Annotated in this window: 18 protein-coding genes; 4 read left to right on the top strand and 14 right to left on the bottom strand. The window is 41.2% G+C overall.

All coding sequences use genetic code 11. The features are described 5' to 3' along the window. Positions 1 to 246: 246 nt before the first annotated feature. The gene (gene metE / locus HBL79_RS01795) at positions 247 to 2,523 is read left to right on the top strand and encodes a 5-methyltetrahydropteroyltriglutamate--homocysteine S-methyltransferase (RefSeq protein WP_035688560.1); all 2,277 of its coding nucleotides are present in this window, start codon (positions 247 to 249) and stop codon (positions 2,521 to 2,523) included. A gap of 99 nt (positions 2,524 to 2,622) precedes the next feature. Here the strand turns inward: metE and HBL79_RS01790 are convergent, their stop codons facing one another. Beyond that, positions 2,623 to 4,041 carry an SLC13 family permease gene (locus HBL79_RS01790; RefSeq protein WP_233570693.1) on the bottom strand — a complete coding sequence of 473 codons (1,419 nt, stop codon included), beginning with the start codon at positions 4,039 to 4,041 and terminating at the stop codon, positions 2,623 to 2,625. A gap of 197 nt (positions 4,042 to 4,238) precedes the next feature. Here HBL79_RS01790 and HBL79_RS01785 point away from each other — a divergent pair, with 197 nt between their 5' ends. Continuing rightward, positions 4,239 to 4,736, top strand: coding sequence for a YbhB/YbcL family Raf kinase inhibitor-like protein (locus HBL79_RS01785; RefSeq protein ID WP_046097334.1), 498 nt, complete (start codon positions 4,239 to 4,241; stop codon positions 4,734 to 4,736). A gap of 1,189 nt (positions 4,737 to 5,925) precedes the next feature. Here the strand turns inward: HBL79_RS01785 and hrpA are convergent. The 8 genes from hrpA to znuC all read right to left on the bottom strand — a co-directional run bounded on the left by hrpA (position 5,926) and on the right by znuC (position 16,875). Next, positions 5,926 to 9,834, bottom strand: a complete 3,909-nt coding sequence (hrpA, locus tag HBL79_RS01780) for an ATP-dependent RNA helicase HrpA (protein ID WP_124994864.1) — start codon at positions 9,832 to 9,834, stop codon at positions 5,926 to 5,928. Positions 9,835 to 10,174: 340 nt separating this feature from the next. Further along, a complete protein-coding gene (gene rplT, locus HBL79_RS01775) occupies positions 10,175 to 10,528 on the bottom strand; it encodes a 50S ribosomal protein L20 (protein WP_005546410.1) in 354 nt (117 codons plus the stop codon). Between the two features lie 65 nt (positions 10,529 to 10,593). Next, on the bottom strand, positions 10,594 to 10,791 hold the full coding sequence (rpmI, locus tag HBL79_RS01770) for a 50S ribosomal protein L35 (protein WP_005596065.1): 198 nt from the start codon (positions 10,789 to 10,791) through the stop codon (positions 10,594 to 10,596). A 225-nt stretch (positions 10,792 to 11,016) separates the two neighbouring features. Next, positions 11,017 to 11,481: a translation initiation factor IF-3 gene (gene infC / locus HBL79_RS01765; protein WP_035688343.1), complete on the bottom strand. Its 465-nt coding sequence runs from the start codon at positions 11,479 to 11,481 to the stop codon at positions 11,017 to 11,019. 341 nt (positions 11,482 to 11,822) lie between these two features. Further along, positions 11,823 to 12,968: a molecular chaperone DnaJ gene (dnaJ, locus tag HBL79_RS01760; protein ID WP_046097331.1), complete on the bottom strand. Its 1,146-nt coding sequence runs from the start codon at positions 12,966 to 12,968 to the stop codon at positions 11,823 to 11,825. A 66-nt stretch (positions 12,969 to 13,034) separates the two neighbouring features. Beyond that, a complete protein-coding gene (gene dnaK / locus HBL79_RS01755; RefSeq protein WP_046097330.1) occupies positions 13,035 to 14,939 on the bottom strand; it encodes a molecular chaperone DnaK in 1,905 nt (634 codons plus the stop codon). A gap of 343 nt (positions 14,940 to 15,282) precedes the next feature. Continuing rightward, positions 15,283 to 16,068, bottom strand: a complete 786-nt coding sequence (znuB, locus tag HBL79_RS01750) for a zinc ABC transporter permease subunit ZnuB (protein WP_017806962.1) — start codon at positions 16,066 to 16,068, stop codon at positions 15,283 to 15,285. A gap of 12 nt (positions 16,069 to 16,080) precedes the next feature. Next, on the bottom strand, positions 16,081 to 16,875 hold the full coding sequence (gene znuC, locus HBL79_RS01745; RefSeq protein WP_021724575.1) for a zinc ABC transporter ATP-binding protein ZnuC: 795 nt from the start codon (positions 16,873 to 16,875) through the stop codon (positions 16,081 to 16,083). 178 nt (positions 16,876 to 17,053) lie between these two features. Between znuC and mepM the strand changes: the two genes are divergently transcribed. Beyond that, a complete protein-coding gene (mepM, locus tag HBL79_RS01740; protein ID WP_017806964.1) occupies positions 17,054 to 18,463 on the top strand; it encodes a murein DD-endopeptidase MepM in 1,410 nt (469 codons plus the stop codon). Positions 18,464 to 18,514: 51 nt separating this feature from the next. On the opposite strand, the gene ubiD is transcribed toward mepM, so the two are convergent. Beyond that, complete coding sequence (gene ubiD, locus HBL79_RS01735) at positions 18,515 to 19,987, bottom strand: 4-hydroxy-3-polyprenylbenzoate decarboxylase (protein ID WP_017806965.1); 1,473 nt, start codon at positions 19,985 to 19,987, stop codon at positions 18,515 to 18,517. 129 nt (positions 19,988 to 20,116) lie between these two features. On the opposite strand from ubiD, the gene smpB reads away from it, so the two are divergent. After that, positions 20,117 to 20,599: an SsrA-binding protein SmpB gene (gene smpB / locus HBL79_RS01730; protein ID WP_017806966.1), complete on the top strand. Its 483-nt coding sequence runs from the start codon at positions 20,117 to 20,119 to the stop codon at positions 20,597 to 20,599. A 301-nt stretch (positions 20,600 to 20,900) separates the two neighbouring features. On the opposite strand, the gene xseA is transcribed toward smpB, so the two are convergent. The 4 genes from xseA to HBL79_RS01710 are packed head-to-tail and all read right to left on the bottom strand — an operon-like array spanning position 20,901 to position 24,460. Further along, positions 20,901 to 22,448 carry an exodeoxyribonuclease VII large subunit gene (gene xseA / locus HBL79_RS01725; protein WP_046097329.1) on the bottom strand — a complete coding sequence of 516 codons (1,548 nt, stop codon included), beginning with the start codon at positions 22,446 to 22,448 and terminating at the stop codon, positions 20,901 to 20,903. Positions 22,449 to 22,450: 2 nt separating this feature from the next. Next, positions 22,451 to 23,647, bottom strand: coding sequence for a ribosomal protein uL16 3-hydroxylase (locus HBL79_RS01720; RefSeq protein WP_046097328.1), 1,197 nt, complete (start codon positions 23,645 to 23,647; stop codon positions 22,451 to 22,453). Continuing rightward, positions 23,640 to 24,029 carry an RnfH family protein gene (locus HBL79_RS01715; protein ID WP_017806969.1) on the bottom strand — a complete coding sequence of 130 codons (390 nt, stop codon included), beginning with the start codon at positions 24,027 to 24,029 and terminating at the stop codon, positions 23,640 to 23,642. Before HBL79_RS01715 ends, HBL79_RS01720 begins: the two co-directional genes overlap by 8 nt. Then, entirely contained in the window at positions 24,026 to 24,460 is a 435-nt protein-coding gene (locus HBL79_RS01710; protein ID WP_046097327.1) for a type II toxin-antitoxin system RatA family toxin, read from the bottom strand. Before HBL79_RS01710 ends, HBL79_RS01715 begins: the two co-directional genes overlap by 4 nt. Positions 24,461 to 24,656 lie beyond the last annotated feature (196 nt).

Genomic DNA, 24,656 nt, shown 5'->3' with positions numbered 1-24,656 from the left:
TAGAAAAATTAATACAGATAATCAAAATGATGAAAATTATACAATAAAACGACCGCACTTTCAGTTTTAGCGAATAAAAAGTGCGGTCATTTTTGAGAGTGTTTTTTCACTCTTTTAATATTAATTAAATTCATAGAAAACGTGAAAATTATGATATTGCATAATACAACCGCTTTGGGCATTATAAATGACAAGAAAGACGTTTAGACGTCTATTTGATTAAATCACAAAGACAGGAGTTTGATTATGACAACATTTCACGTTTTAGGTTTTCCTCGCGTTGGTGCAAAACGTGAGCTTAAATTTGCTCAAGAGCGTTATTGGCGTGGGGACATTGCAGAACAAGATTTATTAGACATCGCAAAAGCATTGCGTGAGATCAACTGGAAGCACCAAGCGGCGGCGAAGGCGGATTATGTCGCAGTGGCTGACTTCACCTTCTACGATCATATTTTAGATCTGCAAGTGGCAACTGGGGCAATTCCTGCACGTTTTGGTTTCGACAGCCAGAGCTTAACCCTTGAGCAATATTTCCAACTGGCGCGTGGGAATAAAGATCAATTTGCCATTGAGATGACAAAATGGTTCGACACAAACTATCACTACCTTGTGCCAGAATTTCACAAAAATACCGAATTTAAAGCCAATCCAGCCCATTATGTGCAACAAATTCGCGAAGCAAAAGCCCTTGGTTTGAATGTTAAACCAACCATTGTTGGGCCATTAACATTCTTACATTTAGGGAAAGAAAAAGGCGAAGCCTTTAACCGTTTTGATTTATTAAACAAACTCGTGCCTGTTTATGTGGAAATCTTAAACGCGTTGGCAGCTGAGGGCGTGGAGTGGATTCAAATTGATGAACCTGCTTTAGCGGTGGATTTAGCCCCTGAGTGGGTTGAGGCTTACAAAGCGGTGTATGCCACATTAAGCGAAAAAGTAAACGCAAAATTATTACTCGCGACTTATTTTGGCTCGGTGGCACAGCACGCGGAATTGCTCAAAGCCTTACCTGTGGACGGTTTGCACATTGATTTAGTGTGTGCGCCTGAGCAACTGGCTGCCTTTGCTAATTATGACAAGGTGCTTTCCGCTGGTGTGATTGACGGGCGTAACGTATGGCGTGCCAACCTCAATCAAGTGCTAGATGTGCTTGAGCCGTTAAAAGCCAAATTGGGCGAGCGTTTATGGATTGCACCAAGTTGCTCTTTATTGCATACCCCTTATGATCTTTCTGTGGAAGGGCAACTGAAAGAGAACAAACCTGAGCTTTACAACTGGTTGGCGTTCACGCTTCAAAAAGTGCAAGAATTGTCCGTCATTAAAACCGCACTTGAACAAGGGCGTGCTGCCGTGCAAGCGGAGCTTGATGCAAGCCAGGCAGCGGCTGATTCGCGTGCCAACAGCAAAGAAATTCATCGCCCTGAGGTGGCAGCACGTTTAGCTAACTTACCAGAAGGTGCGGATCAACGCAAATCGCCATTTGCTGAGCGTATCGCCAAACAAAATGCGTGGTTAAATTTACCGTTATTACCAACCACAAATATCGGCTCATTCCCGCAAACCAGCGAAATTCGTCAAGCTCGTGCCCAATTCAAAAAAGGTACACTAAGCCTTGAAGATTACGAAGCGGCGATGAAAAAAGAAATCGAGTTGGTGGTGCGTGAGCAAGAAAAACTCGACCTTGATGTCCTCGTTCACGGCGAAGCGGAACGTAACGATATGGTGGAATACTTCGGGGAATTATTAGATGGTTTTGCCTTCACCAAATTCGGCTGGGTGCAAAGCTACGGTTCACGTTGCGTGAAGCCACCAATTATTTACGGCGATGTAGTACGCCCTGAGCCAATGACAGTACGCTGGTCGCAATACGCCCAAAGCCTCACCAACAAAGTGATGAAAGGAATGCTCACTGGTCCTGTTACGATTTTACAATGGTCTTTCGTGCGTAACGATATTCCGCGTGCGACCGTATGTAAGCAAATCGGCGTAGCATTGTCTGATGAAGTGTTAGACTTGGAAAAAGCGGGTATCAAAGTCATTCAAATTGACGAACCAGCGATCCGCGAAGGCTTACCGCTTAAACGTGCAGACTGGGACGCGTATCTCCAATGGGCAGGCGAAGCGTTCCGTTTAAGCTCAATGGGTGTGCAAGATGATACACAAATTCACACCCATATGTGTTATTCCGAATTTAACGACATCTTGCCAGCCATCGCGGCACTGGATGCGGACGTGATCACCATTGAAACTTCACGTTCGGATATGGAATTGTTAAACGCATTCGCCGATTTCAAATATCCAAATGATATTGGCCCAGGCGTGTACGACATTCACAGCCCACGCGTACCAAAACCAGAGGAAATTGAACATCTGCTACGCAAAGCCTTGAAAGTGGTACCAAAAGAGCGTTTATGGGTAAACCCAGACTGTGGCTTAAAAACCCGCGGCTGGACAGAAACCTTACAACAATTAGAAGTAATGGTTGATGTAACGAAGAAATTGCGTGCTGAACTAGCTCAATAAAAACTAAAAAGTTGAGAAAAAATCACCGCACTTAAGTGCGGTGTTTTTTTGTCATTTTTCTCTAGAAAAAAGTCCCGACCTTTGCTGTCTAATTCTTCGCTAAACTAAATGAACAGCGGATAACAACATTATCCACACAATCGTTAATGCTGGCCCAAGCAGCCCAATAATGACCCCGCCTAAACGAAATTCAGATTGTTTGATCAAGCCTGTACTAAAAGCAATGGCATTTGGTGGTGTGGAAACGGGTAAAAATAACGCACAAGAAGCACTTAACCCAATGACTAACGGCAAAATCGTTGGATTGGAATTTCCTCCGCCTACCATTGCAAGCAAAGATACGCCCATTGGTATGAGAATGGTTGTGGCGGCGGTGTTACTCATAAAATTCGATAATAACACCGTGATAAAGCCAAATAAGATAAGCAATAACACAAAGCTTACTTGAATATGGCTAATTTTCTCCACAAAATGCGTTGCAATTTGCTGCTCTTCAATCGCAAGCCCTAACGCCAAACCGCCTGCAACCAGCATTAAGGTATCCCAAGGTAAGCGGCGGACATCTTTTGCTTCTAGCACGCCTGTCATTGTTAAAGCCACAATAGGAATCCCCGAAGCTGCGGCAACAGGAATACCAATCCATTTGGAGGTCAGCCAACAAAATAAGGTGATCGCTAAAATAATGAGCACAATGGTTTTGTGTAATTTTTCTTGGCGGGTAACTTCTGTTTCATCTTGGGTTAAAAAATCAAAACGCAAAGGGGCTTGATGTTTTAATTTGTATTTATAAATTAGCACTCGCCAGAAAATAAAAAGCAATAAAAATGCTAAAGGTGCCCCCACCATTATCCACTCCAAAAATGAAATGGGATAGCCCAATTTTTCTAATGCGCCCACCGCAATGGCATTAGGTGCCGAGCCAATAATTGTTCCCATACCGCCTACGGAAGCCGCAGCGGGAATACCTAATAACAAAGCTTTAGACAAATGCCCTCGCTCCGATAAACGAGAGAATAACGGGCTGATGGTGGCGATCATCATTGCCGTGGTGGCGGTGTTACTCATTACCATCGACATTACGGCAGTAGCAAGCATCAATCCCCACAGCACATTGCAAGGATTTGTGCCAAATCTTGGTAGCACAGCTTTTAGCAGCATTAAATCAAGTTTTGTTTTCTTCATTGCTTCAGCAAGAAAAAATCCTCCTAAAAACAACCAAATCACGCTATCTGACCAAGTTTGCAAATATTTCATTGCATCATAAGCCTCACTTTTTCCCATTATCAGTACAAGGAATCCCACAATCAAAATACTGACGGAAAAAGGCGGGATCGCCTCGGTTACCCATAAGCTAATGGAAAAAAATAACAGAAATAACACATAATTTTGAATTTTCGTGAAACTTGCATCAGAAAAAAACAAGGTAAGCAATAAAGCAAAAATAATAGAAAAAAGAAAGCAAAAAAGTTTTTTATTATTCAAGGTTTGCATTCCTTGCCAAAGTTGTCTAATTCCCATATAACCCCTCAAACTGTTTGATTACTGCTTGTTTAATATAAAAAACTTTCTTAGAATTTACTGTGATCCCATTCAAATAAATCATTTCTTTGATTTATTTTTTTCAATAAATTATTAACAAACAGTTAAAATTTTTAAGAAATATTTTTGCTATTGTTAATTTTCTCGTTATTAACGACTTCATTAAGGAGAACAGGATGAAAGTAACCAGCCAAGCCATTGAACAAGGTGTATTTTTGGATAAATATGGAAAACGCGGCACACAATTTAGCCCAAACGGAATGCCAACTTACTCTATTCCTTTTGAAATTGAAAATGCCCCAGAAGGCACAAAATCTTTCGCTGTGGTGTTAGAAGATAAAGATGCTATTACCGCCAGCGGTTTTGTGTGGATACATTGGCTCATTGCCAATTTAGAACGCACCTCCGTGCAAGAAAATGAAAGCCAAAGTGCGACAGATTATGTGCAAGGCACAAACAGCTGGGCGAGTGTATTAGGCAAATTCGACATCGCTGAAGCCTCATTCTACGGCGGAATGGCACCACCAAATTGCCGCCACCGCTATGAATTAATCGTTTACGCCTTAGACACCAAACTCGATCTTAAAGCAGGTTTTAGATTTAATGACTTACACTTCGCGATGCAAAACCATATCCTTGCGCAAGCGAGCGTAATGGGCACTTATGATGTTTAAGGTTAAGTTATGAAAAATAATAAGTGCGGTGTAATTTTCTGAGATTTTTAATATCTGAAAAATTTCCACCGCACTTTATATTTAAGTTATTTATTCTATGTTAAATCTAGTTTTTCTTTGTGATTAATAACGGATTTCACTCGTTGAGCGACCTACTTTCTTTTGCGTCCCCTAATGGAAGCAAGTAAAGTTTTTATGTCGCGTTAAATCGCTTTTTTCTTTGTGATTAATAACCAGTTTCGCTCGTTGAGCGACCTACTTTCTTTTGCTTGCTCAAAAGAAAGTAGGCAAAGAAAAAAGCCCCCGGCTAAATTGCTTACCTTCATTTCTTACAAATTTTCTTAACGAAAAGTAAGCCCATACTCGCTTCGCTGCGTTCAGGCGTTACTTTTCTAAAAATTTGTTAAAAATGAAGGCAATTTACACGGGAAATTAATTCTTTCTCTCTTCTACATTTTGTTTGAAAATTAGACCAAAGTAGAATTTTCCTATTTTGTAAGAGCAAAAGTGCGGCCATTTTTCACAAAATTTTAAAAATTTCAAAAAACCACCGCCCTTAAAATTTAGCGTTACATTCCCCATCCAAACCGCCCGAATGGAGATAAAATTTTTAGGAAAATCACGCCGAGCGAGAGCGAAGCGAATATCAGGCTGATTTTTCGTGAAGAAAATTTTATCGGAATGAGGAAAAGCGGTTTGATCGGGGTTCCCTTTTCTTTGCTTACTTTCTTTTGGGAACGCAAAAGAAAGTAAGTCGCCAACGGCGAAATCCGTTAATAATCTCAAAGAAAAAAGCAACTAATAAAGTGCGGTCATTTTCCACAGAGTTTCAAAAATTATAGAATTCCTACCGCACTTTAAAATTCACTCTAACCGAATTTCCCCGTCCAAACCGCCCGAGTGGAGATAAAATTTTTAGGAAAATCACTCCGAGCGAGAGCGAAGCGAACATCAGGCTGATTTTTCGTTAAGAAAATTTTATCGAAATGAGGAAAAAGCGAGTTCGTCAAATTTCTCACTTACAGACAAAATAACACAGTCTGAAAGTAAGAGAAATTTGACAATGATCGGGTTTGCTTACTCTCTTTTGGGAACGCAAAAGAAAGGAAGTCGCCAACGGCGAACCCCGTTAGCTACGCCAAGAAAAAAGCAATAAATAAAGTGCGGTGATTTTTCAATAATTGTACTGCTACCCCACCTCATTAATCACATTCAAAATCCGTTTATCTGAAATAGGATATTTCGTGCCGAGTTGTTGGGCGAATAGGCTGACGCGTAGTTCCTCGATCATATAAGGGATCTCTGCCACTTCTGCAGGGATTGGCTTGGATTTTGGCAATTTTAATAATAACTGCTGATACGCCTTTTCTACGTTTTCTACTCGCAACATTGCGGCACGATCACGGTTGGGATCTTGCAATAATTTGTCAATGCGTTTATCAATGGCTTGCAAATAACGTAATAAATCTGGCAAGCGTTGATAGCCTGTTTTCTGCACAAAGTTTGGGTAAATAAGATGGTTAATTTGCGCTTTAATATCTGAAAGGGCAAAGGCTAAGGTGAAATCCATTTTGCCTTTTAAGCGTTTGTTGATTTCAAACACGAGCGTCAGAATCTCTTCCACCTGTTTGGCAATATCCACTGTGGTTTCGTTTAAATTAGCTCGAATATAGTCTTTTAGGCGTTCAAAATCCTGCTCATTCCACACAAAACCACCGAAATCTTGCACCAATTTATCCACAGCGCAGGCGATACAATCGTCAATCAATTCCAGCACTTTGCCAAATGGTGTGAAATACAGCCCTAATTTTGATTTGTTAGGCAGTTTTTCGTGTAGATATTTTATCGGCGATGGCACGTTAAGCAATAATAAGCGGCGTAGCCCCTGTTCCATTGCGACAGCCTGCTCAAATTCTGTTTCAAATAATTTGATCCCAACAGAATCTTTTTCGTCCACAATGGCAGGATAGGCTTTGATGGTAAAGCCTTGTTTTTTCTGCTCATAATATTGTGGTAATTGATCGAAATTCCATAAATGAATCCCTGTTTGCTCAATGCCTTCGTCTGCCACCGCTGACAAGGTTTCCTGCACTTGCGCTTTCAAACTCACTTTGAGTTCATCTAAATTTTTGCTCTCGGCAATTTTCTTACCTTTCTCATTAACCACGCGGAATGTCATTGTTAAGTGCGGTGGAATTTGCGCGAGATTCCATTCATCAGGGGCTACATAAACACCCGTGATTTTGCGTAATTCTGCAGACAGCGTTTCTAGCAAGGGTTTGTCCACATCATTCACGCGCCCAAGAAAGGCTTCCGCATAATTCGGTGCTGGAACAAAATGGCGGCGTAATGTTTTTGGTAAAGATTTAATCAGGGCGATAATCAACTCTTTGCGTAAACCCGGAATTTGCCAGTCAAAACCCTGCATTTCCACTTGGTTAAGCAGTGGCAAAGGAATATGCACGGTTACGCCATCGGCTTCCATACCCGGTTCAAATTGATAGCTAAGCTTTAATTTTAAATTGCCTTGATGCCAGAAATTAGGGAAATCTAGCTCGCTGACATTGGCGTTGTCATTGGTGAGAAAGGCTTTTTCAAAATTCAGCAATTCAGGATCTTTTTGCCGCGCTTTTTTCCACCAAGTATCAAAATGCTTTTGCGACACCACTTCTGTGCCAATGCGTTGATCATAAAATTCAAATAAACGGCGTTCGTCCACCAAAATATCTCGGCGGCGCGTTTTGTGCTCTAACTCTTCCACTTCGCGAATCAGCCGTTGATTTTGCAAGAAGAAGGTGTGTTTCGTGTGCCAATTTCCTTCCACCAAGGCAGATTGAATAAAAATTTCACGGCTTACCGCCGGATCAATTTTGCCATAGTTCACCGGGCGACTTGCCACAATCGGCACACCATAAAGGGTGACTTTTTCATTGGCGATAACCGCCCCTTTGGATTTTGACCAGCGAGGCTCGGCATAAGATTTTTTCACTAAATGCTGTGCCAATGGCTCGATCCATTCGGGATCGATCTCAGCCACCATTCGTCCCCATAATTTTGAGGTTTCCACTAATTCCGCTGCCATACACCATTTGGGCTGCTTCTTGAATAGCACGGAATTAGGAAAAATCGCAAAATGGGCATTTCTTGCGCCTAAATATTGCTGTTTTTCCGCTTCTTTCATACCAATATGAGAAAGCAAACCCGATAAAAGTGCGGTGTGAATTTGCGGATATTCTGCTACTTGCGAATTAATCGGTAAGCCCATTTCACGCACGGTTAAACGAATTTGATGATAAATATCCTGCCATTCGCGTACGCGGATATAACTCAAATAATCTTTCTGACACAAACGGCGGAACTGATTTTTGCTTAAGGCTTTTTGCTGTTCTTGCAGATAATTCCACAAATTTAAGAATGCGAGAAAATCTGATTTTTTATCTGCAAAACGGCGATGTTTTTCATCTGCCGCTTGTTGTTTTTCTTGTGGACGCTCTCTAGGATCTTGAATTGAAAGTGCCGCCACAATGATCATCACTTCGTGCAACGCATTGCTGTTTACAGCACTCAGCAACATTTTACCCAAGCGGGGATCAACAGGTAGCTGAGCAAGCTGGCGTCCAATTTGCGTAAGCTGGCGTTTTTCGCCGTGCTTAGTTTTCACGATTTGGAAGGCTTGCAATTCTTCCAACAACTTAATGCCATCTTGAATATGACGTTTGTCAGGGGCATCGACGAAAGGAAATGCACTAATATCATCTAGCCCAAGAGCGGTCATTTGTAAAATGACCGAGGCGAGATTAGTACGCAAAATTTCAGGATCGGTAAATTCTGAGCGCTGATTAAAATCCTCTTCTGAATAAAGGCGGATACAAATCCCTTCGGATACCCGTCCACAACGCCCTTTGCGTTGATTTGCTGAAGCTTGCGAAATCGGCTCAATAGGCAAGCGTTGCACTTTGGTGCGGTAGCTATAACGGGAAATGCGTGCCGTGCCGGGGTCGATCACATATTTAATCCCTGGAACGGTCAGTGAAGTTTCTGCCACGTTGGTGGCAAGCACAATGCGATTTAAGCCACTTGGATGAAAAATTTTATTTTGCTCTTGTGCCGATAAGCGAGCAAAGAGCGGTAAAATTTCAGTGTGTTTTAAGTGCTGTTTTTCCAAGGCTTCTGCGGTGTCACGAATTTCACGCTCACCATTTAGGAAAATCAAAATGTCGCCCCACCCCTCTGCCTGCAATTCATCAACAGCATTGAGAATAGATTGGATTTGATCTTGTTCTTCCGTTTCCGCCACAGGGCGATAACGCACTTCCACAGGATAAGTTCGCCCCGAAACTTCAATAATTGGCGCATTATTAAAATGATGCGAAAAACGCTCCACATCAATGGTTGCCGAGGTGATAATCACTTTTAAATCTGGGCGTTTTGGCAGCAGCTGTTTTAAATAACCAAGAATAAAATCGTTATTCAGGCTGCGTTCGTGGGCTTCGTCAATGATCAAAGTATCGTATTGATTTAAAAAAGGATCACTTTGAATTTCAGCGAGCAAAATACCATCTGTCATTAATTTGATTTGCGTATTATCGCTAATTTGATCGTTGAAGCGAACCTTATAACCCACTAAATCGCCTAGCTCACAATATAGCTCTTCGGCAATGCGAGTCGCCACCGATCTCGCAGCGATACGGCGAGGCTGAGTATGCCCAATCAAGCCTTCTTTTCCACGACCTAATGCAAGGCACATTTTCGGCAATTGGGTGGTTTTACCTGACCCCGTTTCCCCCGCGATAATCACTACTTGGTTTTGCTCAATGGCTTTGAGAATTTCATCTTTGCGCTGGCTTACTGGCAAGTTTTCAGGAAATTCAATTTTTCCCACCGCACTTTCTCGTTGCTGTAAACGTGCTTGCGCTTGCTGAATTTGTAATTGAATTTCTGCTGCGACTTTTTCTTGGGTTTGTGGATTTTTGATTTGATGTAGCCCTTTAATTCGCCCTTGCAGACGGCGATAATCTACGTTCATCATCTCCGTTAATTGAGCAAATAAGGCTTTTTGTAATGGGCTAAATGGTTGTTTGTGTTTTGTATTTTTCATTGGTTTTATATATAGGATCACGTCCGCTTTCATTAGGCGTGAAATGATAAATTGTATGAATGATTTTCAAGGTTTTCTGTTTATCTATTTGTGGGCAAGTTTACTAAAAACAATCAAAAAATAAATAAAATTTGCACCGCACTTTGTTTTTCGTTTTATACGGACGGACACATAGGTCTGCCCCTACAGGGCAAAGTGCGGTGAGAAAACTCATCATTTTTTCACCGCACTTTAAGCGGATAAAAAACCTTGATAAATCATTCTTATGCGTATTTGGGTAAAATCGGCTTATAAGAAAAAGGACGCTATGTAGCGTCCTTTCACAATCAGTCTTTAAAAATTAAAGCGCAGATTTTGCTTTTTCAACTAATGCTGCAAATGCAACTTTGTCGAATACTGCAATATCAGCAAGGATCTTACGATCGATTTCAACAGATGCTTTTTTCAAGCCGTTGATAAATTTGCTGTAAGATAAGCCATTTTGACGTGCCGCAGCATTGATACGCGCAATCCATAATTGACGGAATTGACGTTTACGTTGACGGCGGTCGCGATAAGCATATTGACCTGCTTTAATTACAGCTTGGAACGCAACGCGATAAACACGTGAACGTGCACCATAATAACCTTTAGCTGCCTTAAGAATTTTCTTATGGCGAGCCCTTGCAATAACACCACGTTTTACACGAGCCATTATTTAATCTCCTATACAATATTATTAACTAAAATTCACTTGACGTACGCTTTACTTGTTTACGCTTATGCGTATGGCAAGCAGGCTACAACTAAAACTTGGTCTGCTTTCGCAACCATTGATTTATGACGTAGATGACGTTTACGTTTAGTGGTTTTCTTAGTCAAAATATGACGTAAGTGAGATTGTTTACGTTTGAAACCGCCAGAAGCTGTTTTTTTGAAACGCTTCGCAGCACCACGTACTGTTTTAATTTTAGGCATTGTTTAAATAACTCCGCATTGTTTAAGTTAGGTTGGATAATTAGGCGAATTTATCAATTTAATAATAAATTACTTGTAAAGCACTAATTATTTCTATTTGTTAGCCAAAGGCTATCATACACAAGGAAATCAGGTTGCGTAGTTTACCTGATTATCACTTTGTTTTTCTGCAAAGAAAAACGGATGAATTCTATAAGATCCATCCGCTTTAAGCAAGAAATAAAATTATTTTTTCTTCGGTGCAATCACCATTACAGCTTGGCGACCTTCTAATTTACCTGGTGCTGACTCAATCATTGCGATTTCTGAGGTGTCTTGTTTAACACGCTCTAACACATTTAAACCAATATCTTGGTGAGCCATTTCGCGTCCACGGAAACGCACGGTAATTTTTACTTTATCGCCATCTTCCAAGAAACGTAAGATGCTACGCAATTTAACTTGGTAATCACCTTCATCTGTTCCTGGACGGAATTTAATTTCTTTAACTTGAACAACTTTTTGCTTTTTCTTCTGCTCTTTTGCTGCTTTGCCTTTTTCATAAAGAAACTTACCGTAATTCATAATACGGCAAACTGGTGGCTCAGCATTTGGGCTGATTTCCACGAGATCGAGATTTACTTCTTCCGCTTTATTTAAAGCCTCTTGCAGACTGACAATTCCTGCTTGCTCACCATCTTGGTCAATCAAGCGAACTTCCTTCGCCCGAATTTCTTCGTTAATGCGATTTGGGCGATTTGTTGTTGGTGCTTTTTTTACGGTTTTAATAATCTTATTCCTCTATATGATTAAAACAATTTTCTGCAACGCAGAAGAACGAAATTTCACTTGCTTTATCTAAAGCAAAAACGGGCGAATTTTATAGCATTTATAGTTATTATGCAATAGCTTATTCAAGCACAACCGTGATAGCTATCACAAAAAACATAAAAAAACGACCGCACTTTATAAAATGCGATCGTTTTTAATTTGAAGACTGGTTTAGTTCAAATAATCCTGCTTGAATTCACTATTTCAACGAATTTAACAAGCTATTTGCCTAAATTATCAAAAAACTTTTTCACACCGTCAAAGAAACTTGAAGATTTCGGGCGGTGTTTTTTCTTACCGCTTTCAAGGCTTTCTTCAAATTTTCTTAATAACTCTTTCTGTTCAGCGTTGAGTTTCACTGGGGTTTCCACAATCACTTTGCAGATGAGATCCCCTGTATAACCTGTTCTCACAGACTTAATGCCTTTACCGCGTAAACGCAAAGATTTGCCTGTTTGAGTTTCTGCTGGGATTTTCACTTTTAAGCGACCATCAAGGGTTGGCACTTCAATTTCACCGCCAAGCGCTGCCATTGTGAAACTAATTGGCACTTCGCAGTAAAGATTATTACCATCACGCTCAAAAATATGGTGCGGTTTAACGTGAATCACCACATATAAATCCCCCGCTGGCGCACCAAACTCCCCTGCTGCGCCTTCACCAGCTAAGCGTAATTGGTTGCCGGTATCCACGCCTGCTGGAATGGTAACGGAAAGATTTTTCTTCTTGTAAACGCGTCCTTCACCGTGGCATTTTTTACACGGATTTTCAATTTTTTTACCTGTTCCGTGACAAGTTGGACAGACATCTTCCGTCACAAAGAAACCACGTTGATGACGCACTCGACCTGCTCCGTGACAGGTTGGACAGGTTTCCACTTTAGAATCTTTTTCGGCCCCAGTGCCGTGGCAATGATCACATTCTGCCAAGGTATCAAACTGAATTTCTTTTTTCGTTCCACGAACCGCTTCTTCTAGGGTAATTTCGATGTCGTAGCGTAAATCTTCACCGCGCACAACACGCTGTTGGCGTGAGCGACCACCACCGAAAATATCGCCGAACATATCACCAAAAATATCGCCAAAATCAGCACCGCTGAAGCCACCAAAACCGCCGCCAGCACCGCCACCAAATCCACCTTGTTCAAAGGCTTGGTGTCCATATTGATCGTAAGCAGCACGTTTTTCTTTATCACCTAGAATTTCATAGGCTTCTTGCACTTCTTTGAATTTCTCCGCCGCGTCTTTGTCCCCTTGATTGCGGTCAGGGTGCAACTTCATTGCAAGGCGTTTGTAGGCTTTTTTAATCGCTTTCTCGTCAGCCCCACGTTCAACGCCAAGCACTTCATAATAATCTCGTTTTGCCATTGTTATCCTTTTTATACGCTAAAAGGGCATATTGCTATGCCCTTTAATTTTATAATTGAAAATCAATTATTTATTATCTTTCACTTCTTCAAACTCAGCATCTACCACATCATCGTTGCCGTTTTGTTGTGGTTGTGGTTGTGCATCGGCTTGACCTTGTTGCTGTGCCGCTTGCATTAGTTTTTGCGAAGCCTGCACTAAGGCTTGGATTTTCGCTTCAATTTCTGCTTTATCTTCACCTTTTGCTGCGGTTTCAAGTTCGCTTACCGCTGCTTCAATCGGTGCTTTGTCTTCTGCAGATAATTTATCACCCACTTCGCTTAACTGTTTGCGTGTGCTGTGAACAAGGTGATCAGCTTGGTTACGCGCTTGAACTAATTCTTCAAATTTACGGTCAGCTTCTGCATTGGCTTCTGCATCACGCACCATTTGTTGGATTTCATCTTCGCTTAAACCAGATGACGCTTTAATGGTAATTTGTTGTTCTTTACCTGTACCTTTATCTTTCGCTGAAACGTGGATAATACCGTCCGCGTCAATATCAAAAGTTACTTCAATTTGTGGCATACCGCGTGGTGCAGGGTTAATACCTTCTAGGTTAAATTGACCTAGCGATTTGTTGGCAGACGCTTGTTTACGCTCACCTTGTAACACGTGAATGGTTACTGCACTTTGGTTATCTTCAGCGGTTGAGAACACTTGTGATTTCTTCGTTGGAATCGTTGTGTTTTTCTCAATTAAGGTAGTCATCACGCCACCCATTGTTTCGATACCTAATGAAAGCGGGGTTACGTCTAATAACAATACGTCTTTCACATCACCTGCTAATACACCACCTTGAATTGCCGCACCGATTGCAACAGCTTCATCAGGGTTCACATCTTTACGAGGCTCTTTGCCAAAGAACTCAGCCACTTTTTGTTGTACTAATGGCATACGAGTTTGACCACCTACTAAGATCACGTCATCAATGTCTGATACGCTTAAACCTGCATCTTTCAATGCCACTTTTACAGGCTCTAATGAGCGTGCTACTAAATCTTCTACTAAGGCTTCTAATTTCGCACGAGTTAATTTAATGTTTAAGTGTTTTGGCCCTGTTGCATCTGCAGTGATGTAAGGTAAGTTCACATCAGTTTGTTGTGCTGAAGAAAGTTCGATTTTCGCTTTCTCTGCCGCTTCTTTCAAACGTTGCATTGCAAGTGGATCGTTGCGTAAATCAACACCTTGCTCTTTTTTGAACTCATCAACTAAGTAGTTAATTACACGGTTATCGAAGTCTTCACCACCTAAGTGAGTATCACCATTGGTTGCTAATACTTCAAAGGTTTTTTCGCCATCTACTTCATCAATTTCGATGATAGATAAGTCAAATGTACCACCACCTAAGTCATATACCGCAATAGTGTGGTTGCCTTTACCTTTGTCTAAACCATAAGCAAGTGCTGCTGCTGTTGGTTCGTTAATAATACGTTTAACATCTAAACCTGCAATACGGCCTGCATCTTTGGTTGCTTGACGTTGTGCATCGTTGAAGTAAGCAGGTACGGTAATTACAGCTTCAGTGACTGGCTCACCTAAGAAATCTTCTGCTGTTTTCTTCATTTTTTTCAACACTTCAGCAGAAATTTGCGGTGGTGCCATTTTTTCATCTTTCACTTCAACCCACGCATCGCCGTTGTCTGCTTTCACAATGCTAAATGGCATAATGTTCACATCACGTTGTACTTCTTGATCTTCAAAACGACGACCGATTAAACGTTTGATTGCAAATAAAGTATTTTTTGGATTTGTTACTGCTTGACGTTTCGCAGGCTGACCTACTAAGGTTTCGCCATCATTTGTATAAGCAATAATTGACGGAGTTGTACGATCCCCTTCCGCATTTTCAATAACACGCGGTTTGTCGCCGTCCATTACAGCCACACAAGAGTTTGTTGTACCTAAGTCAATACCAATAATTTTTCCCATAATATGTTTTCTCCTAATAAAATTCGGTTAATTTGTTTACGCTTGATTAAATTGGGCTGGCTTTCATAATTTCAAGTGCAATTTTGCAAATTTTTTGCATTTTTTCACACGCGAATAAAATTCAAAGTGTGGTAGAAAATTTTCACATTTTGCAGCCCAACTCACTGATGGAAGTAAAATGTTGGTCGAAAGAGAAATTTCAAGGGCAGTAATGAAAAAATTTTCTTATGTTGAAATTTTGTACTCTTGTAAAATAAAGTTTGTTAAATAAAAAAAATAGAGAAACTTACACCGCACTTTATTTTTATGCTTAGTTCCAAAATAATAAAGTACGGTGCATTGTTTACGATTTTTCTCTTTTAAATAAAGAAAACAGAAATAAAAAAGTCGCACTAATTACCACAGAAGGGCCTGCTGCGGTGTTGTAGAAAGCGGAGAGCATTAAGCCAAATGATACGGCAAGAATGCTGGTGATGACGCCAATCGCTACCATCGCTTCTGGGGTGCGGGCAAAACGCCGTGCAGTGGCGGCGGGGATAATCAGCAAAGAAGTGATGATTAACGCACCAACAAACTTCATACTTAAGGCAATGGTTAAGGCGGTTAAAATCATTAATACAAAACGCATTTTACGAATGTTAATACCTTCTACTTGTGCAAGCTCTAGGCTAACGGTGGTGGAAAGTAGCGGTTTCCAGTAATACCACAAGCAGCCCACCACCACGAGAACGCCAATGGCGATAAGATAAAGATCCTCATAGCTAATCGCCAGTAGATCGCCAAATAAATAATTCATTAAATCCACCCGAACATTTTGCAGTAACCCCACGGTTACTACGCCTAAAGAGAGGCAACTGTGTGCAATAATGCCAAGCAGGGTATCCACGGAAAATTGCGTGTTGCTTTCTAGCCAAACCATTCCTAAGGCGAGCAAAAGAGTGAGAATTAAAATGGTTAGGTAAGGATCAACTTGTAAAAATATCCCGATTGCCACACCTAGCAAAGCAGAATGGGAAAGCGTATCGCCAAAATATGCCATTCTTCTCCATACTACAAATGCACCTAAAGGTGCGGTAATAAAAGATAACAAAATGCCACTCAACCACGCGGGAAATAAAATCTCAAACATTGTTTCCTCTCTTTAATGGCGGTGATGTTCGCATTGCGTTGGGGTGATTTCCTTTCCGCAGCACACATCACCGTGAATATTGTGTTTATGATTATGATGATGGGTATAAAGGGCGATATTGTGCGACAACTGGTTGCCAAAATAATGTCTAAACGTCGGATCATTTGACACGATTTCAGGCGTACCAGCACAACAAATATGTTGGTTAATACACAGCACTTCATTGGTGTCTGCCATCACGATATGCAGATCGTGCGATACCATCAAAATCGCACAATTCAGCTGTTTTCGTGTTTGATGAATGAGCTGATAAAGCTCTGCCTGCCCAGCAATATCCACCCCTTGAGTAGGTTCATCAAGCACCAACAAATTCGGTTTATTCAAAATTGCTCTGGCTAACAACACCCGTTGCATTTCGCCTCCTGATAGCTTTTGCATTGCATTTTGCTTTAAATGGGAAATAGAAAGGAGAGCTAACGCAGCTTCAATTTCAGATTTGCTTACGCCTTTTTTTAGTGCAAGAAATTTTTCTACGGTTAAAGGCAGGCTATGGTCAAGGTGAATTTTTTGCGGCACATAGCCAATACGCACATTATTGTGATAAATCACTTCGCCCGAACTTGGCTTAATCAATTTAAGTAAAACTTTGAGTAAAGTGGATTTCCCGCCGCCATTCGGACCAACAATGGTGATCACAGAATCGGGATAAAGAGATAAATTGATATTTTGTAAAATATTTCTTTGTTCAAATTGAACGTTGATATTTTTTAGCTCAATTAAAAGAGGCTTAATTCTATGAATTTGCATTTTATCTCTATACATTATGAAAAATTGGCTTAAAATAGCTCATTTTGCCATACTTAACAAGTTAAATGCAGAATTTATGCGTTATTCTAAATACAATTTAACTAAAATTAATCAATGAATTTTTAGGCTCTTTTGGGGTCATAAAAACATAGAATAAATGATAAAAGGATTATAGGTAGTGCAGCATATAAAATTAGCTAGAGATAGACGAAAAAGAAAATCACAAATAAAAGCTATCGCCTTCGTTCTAGCAATATTATCTATTCTAATAGGTATCGTTTTTAGTGTAAAAGATAATGTTGAGCCAAATACATTCACACTTTCCTCTGATGAAATGCAATATAAATATCTAACACCTGAAAACGATAATGTATCAGAGGGCTCAAAAATACATTCGGGCTTCAAACTTGACGATGCAACCTCATATGATGAGCTACAAAATCAAGAAGATGAGACCGCTCTATCTTCATTGCCTGAAAATGCTAGAAATGCAGTATATGATTTACTTAATGTCGCTGATCAAGCTATACGAATAAAAGAACAATATTCCCATACCGTTGTTCAAGGTGAAAAACTCCAGGATATTCTAGGGCAAGCTGGGTTAGAAGATAATGTCAGTCAAACTCTTATTTCACTTGATCCAGAGTTAAATAAATTAAAAGCTGGGCAACAATTTTACTGGTCTATAAATAAAGAAGGAGAATTAGAATACCTAAACTGGCTAGTTTCGCAGAAAGAAGAACGTATTTATGAGCGAACAAATGATGATAAATTTAAACGCCAAGTTATAAAAAAACAAAGTATTTGGAAAAAGGAAATTTTAAAAGGCGAAATAAAAGGTTCTTTTTCCGCAAGCCTAAAAGCCCAAGAAATAAACTCAAAACAGATAAATCAGTTAAGTACGGCTCTTCAATGGCAAATTAGTATGAAAAAACTTAAAGCAGGAGATAAATTTGCCCTACTCATTTCTCGAGAGTATTTGGATAACAAATTAACGGGACAAGGCAATGTTGAAGCTATTCACATAAAGACTAATGGTCAAAGTTATTACGCCATTCAATCAAATAATGGGCGATATTATAACCAAAAGGGAGAAACATTAGGAAAAGGATTCGCAAGATACCCTATGCAGCGGCAAGCTCGAGTTTCTTCTCCCTTTAACCCAAATAGACGGCATCCCGTCACAGGAAAAATTAGCCCACACAAAGGGGTAGATTTCTCAATGGCTATTGGTACACCGATTATTGCCCCTGCTGATGGAATTGTTGAAAAAGTTGCTTATCAAGCCAATGGGGCAGGTAACTACATTATGCTTCGTCATGGACGAGAATACCAAACAATTTATATGCATTTAAGTAAGCCGTTAGTCAAAAATGGGCAATCCGTAAAACGTGGACAACGTATTGCATTATCAGGGAACACTGGGCGTTCAACAGGCCCACATTTGCATTATGAATTTCATATTAATGGCAGACCTGTAAATCCACTCACGGTGAAATTACCAGGAACCAGCAGTCAAATGTCTAACGAAGAGAGAAAAAAATTCTTAATAAAAGCGAAAGAAGTAAAACGAGTATTAAAAATATAAAAAATAAAGTGCGGTATATTTTTGCTATTATCTTATATTCCGCACTTTTTTTTAATTATCCAAAATCCCCAAACTGTCCCAAATCTCATCAACACGCTTCACGACATCAGGATCTTTTTTGATGGGAATGCCCCATTCTCGGCTTGTTTCGCCTTGCCATTTGTTTGTCGCGTCAATCCCCATTTTTGAGCCAAGCCCTGCAATGGGGGAAGCAAAATCCAGATAATCAATTGGCGTATTTTCCACGATGGTGCAATCTCGAGCGGGATCGCTCCGTGTGGTAATCGCCCAAATCACATCTTTCCAATCGCGAGCGTTAATATCATCATCGCACACAATCACAAATTTGGTGTACATAAATTGACGTAAGAATGACCACACCCCCATCATCACTCGCTTGGCGTGTCCCGCATATTGTTTTTTCATCGTAACCACCGCTAGGCGGTAAGAACAGCCCTCTGGAGGCAAATAAAAATCCACAATTTCAGGAAATTGCTTTTGCAAAATAGGGATAAATACTTCATTTAACGCCTCGCCCAAAATCGCGGGTTCATCAGGTGGTCGTCCTGTGTAAGTGGAATGATAAATCGGCTCTTTCCGCATTGTGATATGCGTTACAGTAAAAACGGGGAAGTATTCTTGTTCGTTATAATACCCCGTATGATCGCCATAAGGCCCTTCTAATGCGGTTTCATTCGGGTCAATATAGCCCTCCAACACAATTTCTGCACTGGCTGGCACATCAAGATCATTACTCACCGATTTCACCACTTCGGTTTTATTGCCGCGTAACAGCCCCGCAAAGGCATATTCAGAAAGGCTATCTGGCACGGGCGTAACTGCTGCAAGAATGGTGGCAGGATCTGCCCCCAATGCCACAGAAACAGGGAAAGGCTTGTCGGGATTTTGTGCTTTCCATTCTTGGAAATCCAACGCACCGCCACGATGAGAAAGCCAACGCATAATCAATTTATTTTTGCCGATTAATTGCTGGCGATAAATGCCTAAATTTTGCCGTTTTTTATTCGGCCCTTTGGTAATCGTCAGCCCCCAAGTGATGAGCGGTGCGATGTCCTCTTTCCAGCATTGCATAATGGGCAGACGGTATAAATCCACCTCATCACCACGCAACACCACCTCTTGGCAAGGTGCTTTACTCAGCACCTTAGCGGGCATATTTAGCACTTGTTTATACTGTGGCAAGGTTGCCCATAAATCTTTGAAACCTTTTGGTGGCTCAGGTTCTTTGAGAAAAGCGAGCAGCTTGCCAACCTCCCGCAATGCCGACACATCAGCCTGCCCCATTCCTAATGCCACCCGCTTTGCTGTGCCAAACAAATTGCATAACACGGGCATATCAAAACCTTTCGGATTTTCAAATAGTAACGCAGGACCACCTGCTCGCAAAGTGCGGTCAGAAATTTCGGTCATTTCTAAATAAGGATCGATTTGTTGCGAAATGCGTTTTAGCTCGCCTTGTTCTTCTAACAACTGCAAAAAATCGCGTAAATTTTTGTATTTCATTAATGAGAACTCAATAGAAAAATGTGCTGTCATTGTTATAAAGATTGCCAAGCAACGCAAGGGCTTTTGCGATTTTTTGTGAGATTGGTTAGAATGCATAATCATTTGACTAGATTGAGCAACAACACAATGACAAAGAAAAAACTCAAGCCCGCCTCCAATACCATTGCATTAAATAAACGGGCAAGATTTGAATATTTTATTGAAGACGAGATCGAAGCGGGGCTTTCCTTGCAAGGCTGGGAAGTGCAATCAATGCGAGCGGGCAAAGCCAATATCAGCGACAGCTATGTGATTTTCCAAAATGGGGAAGCCTATTTGTTCGGAGCAAACATTCAGCCGTTAAATGTTGCCTCTACTCATATTGTCTGCGACCCAACTCGCACCCGAAAACTCTTACTCAAACAAAAAGAACTGGCTTCATTATTTGGCAAATCAAACCGCGATGGCTACACCCTCGTTGCCCTTTCTCTTTATTGGAAAGGTCCTTGGGCAAAAATCAAAATCGGACTTGCCAAAGGGAAAAAACAACACGACAAACGCGATGACATCAAAGATCGTGAATGGAAAGTGGCGAAAGATCGGATTATGAAACATTCAATACGAAATTAACCTAAGAAATTAACCTAAGACAGAAAGGATTTCTATAGTTATAAAAAAGTGGCTAAGCTCCCTTAGCCACAAATGAACAAAGTTTTCATTTGATTTGCCACTATTAACCGGCCAAATCCTCCCCATTGTAAAAAAAAATGATTGCAAGTCAAAAATGAAATTTTTTTAATTTTTTTATTCTCCATTACTACGAAAGTTTAAGTTCAACGTAAAATTAAGTAATGAACAAAAGGCAGTATCAATAATAATTGAATGCGAGATAACATAATACTATTTTGAAATCCCACAACCATATATTAATTTAAGCTTTCATTTCCTCTTTGATATGTTCAACTCGGCTAATTAGCATACCATTTGCCAATCTCGTTTTAAGGATTTCCCCCACTTTCACTTGATGACATTGCGTAATTGCAATGCCTTTCTCATTTTCAGAAATCGAATATCCCCTTGAAAGAATTTTCAGTGGGCTTAATCCGTCTAAGCGTTGGCAGAGTTGGGCGAAGTGGTTTTGTTTTTGGCTGAGTTTTTTTTCTATGGCAAAATCCAACCGCACTTGTAATTGTTGCAGGTGTTGGCTGTGTTTTTGCATTTGGTAAGGCAGTGGGTTGTTGTTGAGCCGTTCGCAAAGTGCGGTGAGATTTTGCTGCGTTTTTGTGAGATAACGTTGCATTGCGAGCTGTAAATCATAACGCTGTTGTTGAATTTGGGCTTTTTGTTGATTGAGCTGTTTTTGCGGGTGGCGGCTATGTAATTGTCGCTCCAGTTGGTGCAAAGGCTGTTTTTTATTAGCGATAAACTGTGTGATCGCGGTAGCTAAATGCTGGCGTTGCGTTGCAAACCCTTGTGCTTTTCGATCAACATTGCGTTGTATGGCGAATTGTAGGCGATAATTTAACTGAGCTAAGTGCGATTTTTGTTGATTCAACTGAATCTGCGGGTGGCGGTTCTGCAGGCGGAGCTGAAGTTGGTTTAGCCATTGGCTTTTTTCATTAAATAGCCGATCTAGTGCCATTTCTAAACGCTGGCATTTCTCATTGAGCTGTCGTATTAGTTCTTGCTGATCACGGCTTACCAACTCTGCGGCGGCGGAAGGGGTCGGCGCTCGTACATCAGCGACAAAATCTGCAATGGTTACATCTGTTTCGTGTCCAACCGCACTAATAACGGGAATGGCGGAGTGGAAAATCGCACGGGCAACGGCTTCTTCGTTGAAGCACCATAAATCTTCCAACGAACCGCCACCCCGCCCGACAATTAACACGTCCACTTCTTGCCGGCGATTGGCAAGTTCGATCATCTGTACAATTTCGGCGGTTGCCTCTTGCCCTTGCACGGCGGTTGGGTAAATGATGACATTCAGGCTAGGATCACGACGTTGCAAAATGTGCAAAATATCCTGCAATGCTGCCCCTGTTGGCGAGGTGATCACTCCCACCTTACGACAAAAGTGCGGTAGGTTTTTCTTTAAGTTTTGTGCAAATAATCCCTCAGCAGCGAGTTTCATTTTTAAGGCTTCAAATTGCTGTTGCAACAAGCCTTCACCTGCAGGGTGCATTGTTTCGATAATGAGCTGATAATCCCCTCGCGGTTCATAAAGGCTGACGCTTGCCCGCACCAGCACTTGCATTCCATTTTGTGGACGAAAGGCGACACGCAAATTTTTCATTCGGAACATTGCACAACGTACTTGGGCATTTTCGTCTTTTAAGGTGAGATACCAATGCCCCGATACGGGCTGGGTGAAATTGGAAATCTCCCCCGTGAGCCACACCGAGCCAAGTTGTCCCTCCAACAAGCGGCGTGCCTGTTGGTTAAGTTGTGAAACAGAATAAATCGCACTATTTTCCATCGTTAATCCAATAATATCCAGCCATCATCAAGCCAGTTGCATAGGCTGTCGAGCAACAATGCCATTACGCTGTCTTTATCTTGTACGTCCTCTAACAGGGCGTTTAATTCCTGCAAACCAAGACATTCACCATCAGCTAAGCGTTTTAATAACTGGGCTTCCAGTGGGTTGAGTTCATCAAGCCATTCGCCGTTGGCATAAAGGCGAAGCGGGTTTTCCGTGTAGAGCAATTTGCAATTATTATCTTGCGAAAGCTGACAATTCTCTTCCAAAAGCGACCGCACTTCATCGGGATCATATTCGCCCTCCGTTGGTAATAATTCATAGCGGCGGGTGCTGACGGTGGTGGCTAAGGCTTGCTTGAAAAGTGCGTCAAATTGCGGGCTTTGTGCGAGGCGGTGAATAAATTGCTGTTTTATCGTGTCGATATTTTGTTGTGCCAACAAGCCTGTTTTTTGCAATTCAGGATTGAGGCGTAAAGGAATGAAAAATTCGTTTAAATCTAATTCTAAATTAGGTTGATTGAAGGCTTTGCCGAGATTTTCAAAAATATCCGCAATATTCGGATAACGCAAGCCGAAAGAAAAAGTTAAACAATCATCTTGTGCCACACCGTAATGAGATAAGCGGGACGGCACATAAAGCACATCGCCAGGGGCAAGCACTTCATCAAGCACCAGCTCGCCCATATCATCAAAAATCCGAATTGGCTGGTTAGGTTTAAATTCTGTGCTAGGATCGCACCATTTGCCAAGTTGCCAACGGCGATGTCCGTAGCCTTGCACGAGGAACACGTCATATTCATCATAATGGCGACCCACCGATCCCCCTTGCGGGGCATAAGACACCATAATATCGTCCCGTTGCCATTGGGGAATAAAGCCAAAAGCATTCCAAAGTTGCCCTAATTCTGGCGACCATTGTTCCATATTTTGTACTAATACTGTCCATTGTGCGGGGAGCTGAGCGAAGTCTTGTTCTGCTAGCGGGCTTACTTTTAGTTCCCAATGATCATCGCTGTGCTGCTTAATTAAGCGTGCGGTAACCTCTTCCCCTTGAGCAAGTTCAAGAATATCTTCAGGCTCAAACTGCCCGACAATTTGCAGCAATCCATTGCGAATTAACAAGGGTTTCTTTTGCCAATATTCTGTCAAAAATTGAGCAGGGCTGATGTTGTCGGGTAGGCAAAGTTTAAGCATTGGTGGTGTCCTCTTGTGTTGGTTCGGTGTCGGCTTGTTGAGCTAACTGTTTGGCGAGTTTTTTCGCTTCTTTTTCCGCTTGTTTTTGTGCTTGCTGTTCTTGCAACTGCTGAGCCGCACGCTTACGGCGGATTTCTTTCGGATCAGCAAGCAAGGGGCGATAAATTTCGATACGATCGCCATTTTCTAACACATCAGTGAGCTTCGCAGGGCGGCTGAAAATGCCGATTTTATTTTCTCGCAGATCGATGTCATTAAATTGATGCAAAATGCCCGATTGCAAAATGGCAGTCTGCACCGTTGTGCCTTGTTCCATATGCAAGGTTTTTAAAAAATAGCGATCTGGCAGGGCATAAGCCACTTCGATTTTCAATTTTGTCATTGGGCGTAAACCTCCTTAGCGCGTTGCTTGAACGCATCGATCATTTTGCTGGTAAGATGGGTAAAAATCTGCCCGAATGCCATTGCAATCAAGGGGTTAGAAAACTCAAAATCCAGTTTTAACACAATTTGGCAAGATTGTTCATCAATTTCTGTAAATTGCCATTGCCCTTGTAGAAATTTGAAAGGCCCTTCAACCAGTTGCATTTGAATTTGCTGATTTTCCACCATGGTATTTTGCGTGGTGAAACGCTGACGAATGCCTGCCTTGCTAATCACCAGTTCGGCGGTTAGTTCGCGTTCACTTCGGTTTAAGGTACGACTTTCCACGCACCCCGGAACAAACTCGGGGTAGCGTTCATAATTATTCACTAAGTCATACATTTGTTTGGCACTGTAAGGCACTAAGGCTCGTTGATTCACGCTTGGCATTGCTTTATATTATCTTTCTATTACCTTTCTATAAAAAACGCCCGCTATTATAGCGGAAAAGTGCGGTGAGAAACCAAAGAATAAAGGAAAAAATAAATTCATTTTGTTCTTCAATTGGATTCTATATTGAGTTCAGCTAGAACCCTCGCTTTAACGTTATCGTTCCGCTTTGGCTGGTTTTTCACAACATTTTTCG

This window comes from Avibacterium paragallinarum, assembly GCF_011765605.1.
Lineage (GTDB): Bacteria > Pseudomonadota > Gammaproteobacteria > Enterobacterales > Pasteurellaceae > Avibacterium > Avibacterium paragallinarum.
This window is presented reverse-complemented; position numbering and strand designations above follow the sequence as displayed.